At 69.2% G+C, this 10,367-nt stretch carries 12 protein-coding genes and 1 pseudogene; 2 read left to right on the top strand and 11 right to left on the bottom strand.

Annotation, left to right across the window (positions count from 1 at the left end; all coding sequences use genetic code 11):
* Positions 1 to 247 (top strand): annotated as a pseudogene (locus tag VF612_RS14395) (hypothetical protein); the annotation flags it as partial.
* 305 nt (positions 248 to 552) lie between these two features.
* Here VF612_RS14395 and VF612_RS14400 read toward each other — a convergent pair.
* The 4 genes from VF612_RS14400 to flhA form a co-directional block, all read right to left on the bottom strand.
* On the bottom strand, positions 553 to 1,344 hold the full coding sequence (locus tag VF612_RS14400; protein ID WP_408660544.1) for a mechanosensitive ion channel domain-containing protein: 792 nt from the start codon (positions 1,342 to 1,344) through the stop codon (positions 553 to 555).
* Positions 1,345 to 1,404: 60 nt separating this feature from the next.
* Positions 1,405 to 1,662 (bottom strand): hypothetical protein, encoded by a 258-nt coding sequence (locus VF612_RS14405; RefSeq protein ID WP_408660545.1) that lies wholly within the window; start codon positions 1,660 to 1,662, stop codon positions 1,405 to 1,407.
* A gap of 76 nt (positions 1,663 to 1,738) precedes the next feature.
* On the bottom strand, positions 1,739 to 2,995 hold the full coding sequence (locus tag VF612_RS14410) for a hypothetical protein (RefSeq protein ID WP_408660546.1): 1,257 nt from the start codon (positions 2,993 to 2,995) through the stop codon (positions 1,739 to 1,741).
* Positions 2,973 to 5,024, bottom strand: a complete 2,052-nt coding sequence (gene flhA, locus VF612_RS14415) for a flagellar biosynthesis protein FlhA (RefSeq protein WP_408660547.1) — start codon at positions 5,022 to 5,024, stop codon at positions 2,973 to 2,975. The genes VF612_RS14410 and flhA overlap by 23 nt, the downstream gene beginning before the upstream one ends.
* A 213-nt stretch (positions 5,025 to 5,237) precedes the next feature.
* On the opposite strand from flhA, the gene VF612_RS14420 reads away from it, so the two are divergent.
* Entirely contained in the window at positions 5,238 to 5,429 is a 192-nt protein-coding gene (locus tag VF612_RS14420; protein WP_408660548.1) for a hypothetical protein, read from the top strand.
* A 54-nt stretch (positions 5,430 to 5,483) separates the two neighbouring features.
* Here VF612_RS14420 and VF612_RS14425 read toward each other — a convergent pair whose 3' ends face one another.
* The 7 genes from VF612_RS14425 to VF612_RS14455 form a co-directional block, all read right to left on the bottom strand.
* Positions 5,484 to 6,572, bottom strand: a complete 1,089-nt coding sequence (locus VF612_RS14425) for an EscU/YscU/HrcU family type III secretion system export apparatus switch protein (RefSeq protein WP_408660549.1) — start codon at positions 6,570 to 6,572, stop codon at positions 5,484 to 5,486.
* Positions 6,572 to 7,339, bottom strand: coding sequence for a flagellar biosynthetic protein FliR (locus tag VF612_RS14430; protein WP_408660550.1), 768 nt, complete (start codon positions 7,337 to 7,339; stop codon positions 6,572 to 6,574). Before VF612_RS14430 ends, VF612_RS14425 begins: the two co-directional genes overlap by 1 nt.
* A 9-nt stretch (positions 7,340 to 7,348) precedes the next feature.
* Positions 7,349 to 7,618, bottom strand: coding sequence for a flagellar biosynthesis protein FliQ (gene fliQ / locus VF612_RS14435; RefSeq protein WP_408656596.1), 270 nt, complete (start codon positions 7,616 to 7,618; stop codon positions 7,349 to 7,351).
* 66 nt (positions 7,619 to 7,684) lie between these two features.
* Positions 7,685 to 8,548 carry a flagellar type III secretion system pore protein FliP gene (fliP, locus tag VF612_RS14440; RefSeq protein WP_408660551.1) on the bottom strand — a complete coding sequence of 288 codons (864 nt, stop codon included), beginning with the start codon at positions 8,546 to 8,548 and terminating at the stop codon, positions 7,685 to 7,687.
* On the bottom strand, positions 8,545 to 8,994 hold the full coding sequence (locus VF612_RS14445; RefSeq protein WP_408660554.1) for a flagellar biosynthetic protein FliO: 450 nt from the start codon (positions 8,992 to 8,994) through the stop codon (positions 8,545 to 8,547). Before VF612_RS14445 ends, fliP begins: the two co-directional genes overlap by 4 nt.
* A gap of 23 nt (positions 8,995 to 9,017) precedes the next feature.
* Positions 9,018 to 9,803 carry a flagellar motor switch protein FliN gene (gene fliN / locus VF612_RS14450; RefSeq protein WP_408660552.1) on the bottom strand — a complete coding sequence of 262 codons (786 nt, stop codon included), beginning with the start codon at positions 9,801 to 9,803 and terminating at the stop codon, positions 9,018 to 9,020.
* On the bottom strand, positions 9,800 to 10,367 hold a 568-nt coding region (locus tag VF612_RS14455; RefSeq protein WP_408660553.1), incomplete at its 5' end, for a FliM/FliN family flagellar motor switch protein. The genes VF612_RS14455 and fliN, both read right to left, overlap by 4 nt.

The raw sequence follows: 10,367 nt of genomic DNA on the forward strand, positions 1-10,367 counted from the left end.
GTTCTACCTGCACATCGACACCGCCGAGACCACCACCACCACCGCCTATGACAAGCTCACCGTCAAGGCCGGCGCCACCACCCTGGCTACGTACTCCAACCTGAACAAGAACACCGGATACCTGCTGCGGTCCTTCAACGTCTCCTCGCTGGCGGGCCAGACCGTCACCATCAGCTTCTCCGGCGTGGAAGACGCCTCACTGCAAACCTCCTTCGTCATCGATGACACCGCCCTCAACGTGAGCTAATCGATCCCGAACTGGGCAGTGATCCAGTAGTCGGTAAGGGCCAGGCACCGCAAGGCGCCTGGCCCTTACTCGTTGGTAGCCCTACCCGTTCCCGGCCCTGCTGCGTGCGGTCTCGACGGGTGACCGCCGGTTGCGTGATCACCTGCCCGGTCAGGTGACTGCGCCCCCGCAGCCCCCGATTGTCACAAAAGTTGGGTATGAGCTTTACGAAGTCACCCGGTACGTGCAGAATCAGCCCTGGCCTCGACGGGGGCTCAGACGGCCCGCGCACTCCACCCCCCGTGGGTGCGCGGGCTGTCGTCGCGTCAGACGGGAGTGCCGCCGAGGCCGGTGGCCGGATCAGCCGGGGGCGCCGCCTCTTCCCCAGCCTCCTCCGGTTCATCGGAGGGGCCGATGGCCGCCGCCAGCAAGCCGGAGTTGGGCATCGAGATCGGCCCTTCCTCGGTGTCGATGACGGTGTACATCAGCCCGGCGCTGACGATCACGCCGTCGAACGGCCCACCCATCGCGCCGCTGCGTACCTTCACCCGCTGGCCGGGAACGTAGGGCCGGGCGAACAGCAGGACCAACCCTGCGAAGAAGTTGCCCAGGGTCTGCTGGGCGGCGATGCCAACGATCACGCCGGTGACCGCACCGCCGACCAGCAGGTTGGCGAGGTTGACCCGCAGCAACCCCAGCACCGCCAGCAACACGATGCCGTAACCCAGGACCATGCAGATCAGCCGTACGGCCGAGCCGGCCGCCACCCCGCCACGCGCCTCGCTGACCCGGCCGAGCTCACCGGCCACCGACCTGGTGGCGATGATTCCGGCCGCCACGAACACCACGCCCAACCCGAGCACCAGGACGCTGACCTGACCCTTGCTCAGCTCCAGCGTCCGGTCGAACATCGCGAACGTGGTGTCGTGGGTGCGCGGGATCCCGCCGAGATGGTCACCGAAGCCGAAGCTGGCCAGCGCGACCAGCAAGGCCGGAACCGCTCGCTTGAGGTTCGGCCTGGTCCTGGCGTCGATGGCCCGCAACGCATCGAAGGTGATGGGAAACGGCCGGCCGACGCGCAGCTTGGGCGGCCTCGGCGAGCGGGGCTCCTCAGTCATGCGCCCATCCTTACCGCACTGCGAGTGCGGCCCCAAACCAGCCAGCGGGCCTTCGGCCGGTCAGCTCCGCTCGGCCGCCGGCTGGCCCTGGGCCTCAGAACGGGCCGCAACCATTGCGGCCAGCTCCCGGCGCAGCGCTTGACGGGAGTAGCTCGCGGTCACCATCCGCAGCAGCGTCAGCATCAGCGCCGCCACCGGCACCGCGATCAGGAACCGGATCAGCGCGGCGGTGATCCCCATCGAGCCGGCAGCGAACGCCGACCACAGGGCCGGAGTGCTCAGCAGGATGGCCAAGCCGAGCACGGAAGGACGCAACATGGTCAGCAGCCTCCGTCCTGGTAGTTGCGGTCCTGGTAGCTGCGGAGCCAACGCCGGGCCGCTGGGGTGCGCCGCCTCATGCGCTGGCCCGATGCCGGGCGCCGCTGCGCAGCAGCGGGAAGAGCAAGCCGGTCCAGGCGAAGGTGCTCGCGGCCCGGCCGTCCAGCAGGCCCAGCGGCAGGTCGAGGTCCCAGACCGAGGCAGGGCTGGCGCTGAGCTGGGCCGAGTGCACCACCAGCGCATCGACCCGGCCGAGCCGGTCCAGCTGGGCCCGGCTGTCCTCGGTCTTCCAGCGCGCATCCACCACGGCCCAGATCGCGGCCGGGCGCAACGCGGCGAGCATCTCGGCGGCCCACGGGTCATCCGAGCCGGCCTCGGTCGCGTCGGTGGCGATCACCACGATGGCCGGCAGCTCCGCCCGGCGCAGCTCGGTACGCAGCCGCAGCGCCTCCTGCTGCCCGGTGATCACCGGGTAGTCGCGATGGTCCCCGCCCTCGCTCGAGTGCTCAGGCAACCCCGCGATCCCGATGCTGTTCCGCGGGATGCGCAACATCGCCGCACAGGTGTGCGCGGCCTGCAACGCCGGGCCCGACTCGCCCACCACGGCCAGCACCTGGCCGGCGCCCCGTGGTGGCGCCGCCGGGGCCGGCAGCTCGTCCAGGATGTTCTCCAGCGCCTCGTACAGGCTGTGGGTGTCAGCCCGCGGGTTCACCGACACCGGAACGCCCACCTGGCGCAGCTGCATCAGCATCTCCAGGCGAGCCCGGGCGTCGGGCCGGCCGAAGGCGGTCACGTTCGTTCTCGAGGCGGGCTCCCGGCCCGACGCGACCGGCGCCGGCCGCGGGCTGACCTGCTCGGTGACCACCGGGGTCGCTTCGGCGGGCTCGTCCTCGGTCAGCGTGCGCAGCAGCTCGGCGAAGTCGTGCCGCGGCGGCTCTGCCGAGGACGCCGGCGCCGCGTGCTGGCCGGCGCTCTCCGCGGCCTCGACCGAGGCGAGCAGGTCATCCAGCCGGGGCAGGTCATCCAGCCGGGAGAAGTCATCCAGCCGGCGCGGGTCATCGGCGGGTGCGGTGCTTACCGGGCCGGCAGCGACGGGCGCAGCCGGCATTGCGGCCACAGGGTCAGCGTCGAGCGGGCCGGACGCGCCGGTCCCGGCGTCCTCGCCCTCGGTCGGCACCCGGTAGGCGACCCGGTGCACCTCACGGGCGAAGAAGCCGAACACCCCGCCTCGCCGTACCCGGTCCTGGTACAGGATCTCTGCCCCGGGCTGGCCCTGCACGGTGTCCAGCAACCGCTGCAGGTTCGAGTCCTCACACACCAACGGTTCTGGCATTGGAGATCACCCCCACGGTGTCGACGATCGCGGCATTGCTCGAAACCTCGGAATAGGACAGCACCGGCAGGTCCGGGGCCGTGGATGCGATCAGGCGGCGCAGCGGCAGCCGGATCTGTGGCGCACACACCAGCACCGGACGGATGCCCCGCTCCAGCAGCGACTGGTACTGGCGCGCCGTGTCGGTGACCAGCGCCTCGACCACGTCCGGCCCGGGCAGCAGCTGGACACCGGTGTCCGAGGGCCGGACCGATTCCAGCAGGCTCTGCTGCATCCGCGGATCGAGCATCAGCACCGACAGGGTGCCGCCGACCGTCTGGGCAGCGGTGATCGCCGGCGCCAGCGCCAGCCGGGCGGCCTCGACCAGCCGGTCCGGCTCGGTGCCGGACTTGGCCGCCAGGGACAGCGCTTCGAAGATCCGGACCAGGTCGCGGATCGGGACGCCCTCTTCCAGCAGGGCATGCAGCACCCGCTGGATCTCGCCCAGGCTCAGCATCGCCGGGGTCAGGTCCTCCACGACGACCGGATGCGTCCGCCTGATCGACTTGGTCAGCGCCGCGACCTCCTCGCGGCCGAGCAGCCGGCTGGCGTGGTTGCGAACCACTTCGGACAGGTGGGTGATGATCACCGACGAGCGGTCCACCACGGTGGCGCCGAGCAGCTCGGCCTGGCCGCGCAGCTCGGTGCCGATCCACTTGCCCGCCAGGCCGAACACCGGCTCGGAGCCGGCGGTGCCGGGCAGGTTCTCCAGGCCGTCGCCGATCGCCAGCACGGTGCCGGCCGGCGCCTTGCCGCGGGCCACCTCGACGCCGTTGAGCTTGATGGCATAGGTCGAGGCGGGCAGGTCGAAGTTGTCACGGGTCCGGACCGGCGGCATCACCACGCCGAGTTCCAGGGCGAGCTTGCGACGCAGCGCCCGTACCCGGTCGAGCAGGTCGGCGCCGATCCCGTCGACCAGGGTGATCATGTCCGAGGACAGCGCCAGCTCCAGCGGATCGACCGCGAGGTCGTCCAGGATCGCCTCCGCGCTGTCCACGCTGGGCACCGGGACGGCGGCGGCCGGGCCGGCGAGCGTGGCCTCCTCCGCCTTCGCGGTCGCGGCGATCCGGCGCGCCATGATCAGCAACGCCCCGCCGACCACCAGGAAGGGCAGCTTGGGAAGGCCGGGCACCAGGCACAGTGCCAGGGCCGCGCCGCCGGCGATCTGCATGGCGCGCTGCTGGCTGCCCAGCTGGGCGGCCACCGCGGTTCCCAGGTCGCTGGACCCGCTGGCCCTGGTGACGATCAGGCCGGTGGCCACCGACAGCAGCAGCGCCGGGATCTGGGAGACCAGACCGTCGCCGACGCTGAGCAGGCTGTACTTGGCCACCGCCTCGCCGATCGGCAGGTGCTCGGACAGGATGCCGATCGTGATGCCGCCGACCAGGTTGATCACCGTGATGATGATCGCGGCGATGGCGTCGCCCTTGACGAACTTCGACGCGCCGTCCATCGAACCGTAGAAGTCCGCCTCGGAGGCGACCTCGATCCGGCGCCGGCGGGCTTCGTTCTCATCGATCAGGCCGGAGTTGAGGTCGGCGTCGATGGCCATCTGCTTGCCGGGCATCGCGTCGAGGGTGAACCGGGCGCCGACTTCGGCGACCCGGCCGGCGCCGTTGGTGATAACCACGAACTGGATCACCAGCAGGATCGCGAAGATCACCAGTCCGATGACCAGCGAGCCACCGATGACGAAGTGCCCGAAGGCATTGATCACCTCGCCGGCGTAGCCGTCGCCGAGCACCGCGCGGGTGGCTGAGATGTTGAGGGCCAGCCGGAACAAGGTCGCCACCAGCAGCAGCGAGGGAAAGCTGGAGAAGTCCAGGGGCCGCTCGACGTACATGCTGACCAGGACGATCAGCAGCGCGCCGGTGATGTTCAGGGCGATCAGGAAGTCGAGCACTCCGGCTGGCACCGGCACGACCATCATCAGGATGATCGCCACGACGCCGATCGGCACCGCGAGTTGACTCAACCGTCTGGATTTCACGCACACCCACTAGCTCATCGCGGCGACAAGGTCAGCTATCTGTGATCTGTGCGGACCGGTCCATGGTCCGCGGCTCGTCGCCGTCCTGGCACCGTTTCTATCGGCATCGGTGATCATGACCTGAGCCCGGCTCCGGCAACGCTAATCCCGGCCCCCGACAGGCCGATGTATCCAGTGCGTAGGTAGAACGAGCACGGGGCGAGGGAGATACCGATGTCAGAGTCCAACCGGAAGCGGCTGGACACCGATCTCAGCGAGGCATGCTGTGATCGGTGCAACCAGACGTTCACCCCGGCGGACGCCAGCGACCTGATGCATTTCATGCGCCGGGACGGTGAACTGTGCGGGGGCACCGGTGTCTTCTTTCGCAAGTACGTGATCCGCAACGACCCCAACCGCTGGTAGCACGCCGCGGTTCCAACGCGGCCGGCCCTCGCCGGCTCCGCTGACTCCGAGCTCTCAGGCCGGTTGCATCCGATGGGTGCCCGCGGCTGAACCCCGCCGCTTGAGGCGCATCACGAACGCCAGCACCGTCGCCACCCCCTGGTACAGGTCCGCCGGTATCTCCTGGCCGATCTCACAGGTCTGGTAGAGAGTGCGGGCCAGCGCGACGTCCTGCACCATCGGCACTCGACTGCGCTCGGCCAGCTCACGGATCCGGGCCGCGACGTGGTCGCCACCCTTGGCCACCACCCGGGGCGCGCCGCGTGCCGGGTCATAGCGCAGCGCTATCGCCAGGTGCGTCGGGTTGAGGATGACCACGTCGGCAGTCGGGATGTCAGCCATCATCCGGTTGCGGCTGATGGCTAGCGCCCGTGAGCGCAGCGCGCCGCGCAGCAACGGGTCACCGTCGCTGCTCTTCATCTCCTCCTTGACCTCGTGCTTGGTCATCTTCAGCTGCTTGTTGTTGCGCTTGCGCACCACCGCGATGTCGACGAAGGCCATCAGCAAGCCGGCCCCGGCGCCCATTCGCACCAGCCGCAGCGCCGCCTCGATGGTGGTGTTGATGAGCACCCCCAGCGGCAGCGAACCGGCCGTCATCAGCGCGGGCACCAGCTTGCGCACCGAGTAGTAGGTGACCGCTGAGAGCACCGCCAGCTTGAGCAACGATTTCAGCAACTGCCAGACGCCCTGCGGCCCGAACATCCGCTTGAACCCGCTCAGCGGATTCATTCGCGAGAACTTGGGCGCCCACAGCTTCGGTGCGATCCAGATGCCCCCCTGCAGCGCCGCCGAGGCCACCGAGGTCACCAGGATCAGCACGGCCAGCGGCGCGGTGCCCACCACCGCGTCGATCAGGGACTTGCGGGTCATCGCCAGCGCCCGCCCGGTGTCCGGGGTGTTGATGATCGACACGATCTGGACGAAACAGATGCGGGCGTTGCTCATCAATGAGCTGGCCACCATGGGTATCACGAAGCTCGCCGCGAGCACGCTCAACCATGAGCCGACCTCGGGGGAATGCCCGACCTGGCCATCCTTGCGGGCCTTCTTCAGCTTGCGTGGAGTGGCCTTCTCGGTCTTCTCCCCCGCCGGCTTGCCCGCCATCAGCTGGCCGTGCCGATCCGCATCATCAGCGTGGCAGCCGAGTTGCCGAGCTCGGTGACGATCCGCGGCATGGTGCTGAAGGTCAACCCGACCAGGCCCAGGGTCAGCATGATCTTGAGCGGAAAGCTGATCTGAAAGACATTGAGCTGCGGCGAGATCCGGCTGAGCAGGCCCAGGGCCACGTCGGCCAGGAACAGCACCGCGATCAGGGGCCCGGCGATCTGCAGCGCGGCCACGAACATCGCCGTCACGCCGCGCACCAGCTCCTGGTCCAGGGAGGCCAGCGACATCGTGGCGTCCAGCGGCAGCGAGGTGAACGTCCCCAGGAAACCGTGCAGGATCACCAGATGGGCGTTGGTGGCAAAGATCAGGGTGGTCGCCAGCAAGCCGTAGAACTTGCCGAAGATCGAAGTCGTCGAGGCCGACAGCGGGTCATAGGCGAAGGCCAGTGAGAACCCGCCGGTCACGTCGATCAGCGCGCCGGCCGCCTCGACCGCACTGAACAGCAGCCGGGTGAGGAACCCCAGCGCCGCCCCGATCAGCAACTGATGGACGGCGCTGGTGACCAGCGGGCCGAGCTCGGCAGCCGGGGCGTGCGCGCGGGCGGTGTTGGACACTGCCAGGGCCAGTCCGACGGCCAGCATCAGCCGCACCCGGCGGGGTACCCCACCGGTCGCGAACGGCGGCGCGATCGCCAGCCAGGCGGTGATCCGGATCGAGGCGAGCAGCACCGTGACGATGCTTGCGGTGCTCAGCTCGATGTTCATGCCGGGAGCTCAGCCGATCAGGCTGGGGATCTGGCTGAACAGCTGCTCGGTGAAGGTCACCATCGAATGCATCATCCAGCTACCCGACAGCAGCAACGCGATGCCGACCGCGATCGCCTTCGGCACGAAGGACAGGGTGAACTCCTGGATCTGGGTCGCCGACTGGAACAACGAGATGCCGAAGCCCACCAGCAGCGCCGTCAGCAGGGTTGGCGCCGCGAGCTGGAAGGCGATCAGCATCGACTGCAGGCCCAGGTGCACGATCGCGGTGTCAGTCACGCTTGATGTCTCCTTTCGGCTCGTTGGCTGGCTGTCGCCTCGTCACTACGCACTCGGTTGGAGTAGCTAAGTGGCGTAGCTGGTGACCAGGGCGTTGATGATCAGGCCCCAACCGTCCACCAGCACGAACAACAGCAGCTTGAAGGGCAGCGACACCGAGACGGGCGGGAGCATCATCATGCCCAGCGACATCAGCGAGGACGAGACGACCATGTCGATGATCAGGAACGGGATGTAGACCACGAAGCCGATGATCATCGCCGAGCGCAATTCGGAGAGCACGAACGCCGGTATCAGCGTGGTGAGCTCCAGCTTGTCGGGCGTCGGCGGGTTGGGCAGCTTTCCCGCCCGCAGCATCAGCGCGATCTCCTCTGTCCGGGTGTGCTGCAGCATGAAGTCCCGGATCGGCGCCATGCCGTCCTTGAACGCCAGGGACTGGCTCTTGGTGTTCTTCAGGTAGGGCTGAACCCCTTGGTCGTTCACCTTCTTCACGACCGGGCTCATGATGAACAGGCTGAGGAACAGTGACAGCCCGGCGAGCACCTGGTTGGGCGGGACGCCGCTCAGCCCGAGCGCGTTGCGGGTCAGGCTGAGCACCACGAAGATTTTGGTGAAGCAGGTCATCAGCAGCAGGATCGACGGCGCGACCGACAGCAGCGTCAGGAGCACCAGGATGCTGACTGAGGTGCTGGGCTTGGGGTTGATGTCGACGTTGACCGTGCCTTTGGGGCCTTCCGGGCCGGTCGGGGCCAGCTTGGGGACGACCGAGGAGAGCCCGCCCAGGGTCGTGGGCTGCTCGATCGCGGTGACGGCGACGGTGCTGTGCTTAGCGGTCGTCATCGGAGCGGCGCTGGCCTGCGCCGCGCCGGCCAGCAGCCCGGCGCCCAGCAGCCCGATGACCAAGGTCAGCAGCGCCAGCAGCCTTCTCATCGCCGGACCGTCAGCTCACGGGCGGCGGTGACCAGCTGGCCCCAGGTCTTGGGTGAGAGCACCGAGCCATCCAGAGCGGACGCGCCTCGCCGATCGGTGGGCTGTCGCGCCGGCTCGAGGGGCGATCCGGCGTCTTCGGCCTCCGGCGTCTCGGCCTCGGCCAGTTGCTTGCGCGACCAGGAGCGGCTACGACCGGTCTCGGTCGTCGCCAGAGCCGCCTCGACGGCTGACAGCTCGGTCTCGCCGATCAGCTGAACGCCCTGTTCGGTGACGCCGAGCACCAGCGCTCGATCCATCACCCGCAGCACGGTGACCGAGGAGGTCCGGCTGAGCTGCTGCCTGGCCAGAACCGTCATGACGCGGTCAGCCTTGCCGCCCATGGGTTTGCGAGCCCACCGCGCCAGGCACCACATCAGGACGAGCACAAGGACCAGGGCGAGCAGCATCCGGCCAATGACGGCAACGGTGTTCACGAGCGCGGGGGCACCGTCTCATCGGAGACGATCTCGGTGATCCGCAGCGCGAAGTTCTCATCGATCACCACGACCTCGCCGCGGGCGATCAGGTGGCCGTTGACCAGCAGGTCAGCAGGTGCGCCGGCGGCCCGGTCCAGCTCCACCACGGCGCCCTCGTTGAGGGCGAGCAGCTCGCTGATCGTCATCCGGGTGCTGCCGATCTGGGCCGTGACGTCCATGTTGACGTCGCGCAGCAGGTCCAGGCCGTTGCGCAGCGCCGTCCGGGGGCCGGGCAGGCCGGCGCCGCCGCCGGCGCGCAGCTCGTCCGGGCTGGGGTAGTGCGGGGGCTGCGCGGAGCCAGCCGCTGGCTCGCTGGTGATCACGACGCCGACCAGGGCGCGTAGCACCCCCTGGTGCAGCAGCGGGACCACCCACGCGTCAGGCTTGCCGAGCAGCGCGGCCAGCGCGGTCGCCGGCTCCAGCGGCTGGCCGGGTCCGGTCATCACGGTGCCCGTCGCGCCGGCCGCGGCGGTCAGCGCCGGGCCCAGCGCCGCCGAGACGTCGAGGGCGCCGAGCGGGGAGTTCTGCAAGGCGTCGGTCAGGGCACGCTCCACCGCGATCAGCACGTCGCCGCTGCGGCTTCCGGTGAAGCGCGCGGTGACCGCGACCCCGTCGAAGCGCAGCTGGGTGAGGTCGTTGGTGGGCTCACCGAGCTCCAGCGGATCCGAGATGGGCAGGTTCGCCAGGGCGGCGAGCGCCGCCTGACGGGCGAGCTCGCTCGTCGACATGATCTGGGTCACGGGTTCTTCCTTCTGTCGTTGCCGACAACCAGCCCAGCGAGCCGGCTGCCCTGCCGCCCGGCAAGCGCATGGGCGAAAGTGATGCCGCCGGACTGCACGACCAGCGGGGTGGTTACCCGGTGCCTGAGGTTGATCACGTCGCCGGGTTCGAGCCGGACGATCTCGTTGGGCGTCAACTGCACCGGTTGAAAGCTCAGGGACACCTCGACGGGGACGTTGCCCAGCGCCGCCCGCACCTGCCGGGCGGCCTGCTGCTCGGCCAGCTGCTCACCGGCGGTCTGGGCGCGCCCTTCCTTGCCGACCTGCAGCCGGGGCAGCAGCGCGGCGAACGGGATGCAGAGCGTCGAGACGCAGACCTGGTTGCCGACCCGCATCTGGAAGGACCCCACGATGACACCGTCGGAGGCGCCGGCGGCCTGCACGAACTGTGGGTTGAACTCGATGCTCCGCAGCGCCGGGTCGAAGCCGATGGTGGGCTCGACCGCGTAGCGCAGCACCGAGAGCATCTGCTCGATCAGGTTGCGCAGCAGGCCGCTTTCCAGGTCGGTGAGCTGCCGGGTCGGC

It is taken from the genome of Jatrophihabitans sp., from assembly GCF_036388195.1.
Taxonomy (GTDB): domain Bacteria; phylum Actinomycetota; class Actinomycetes; order Mycobacteriales; family Jatrophihabitantaceae; genus Jatrophihabitans_A.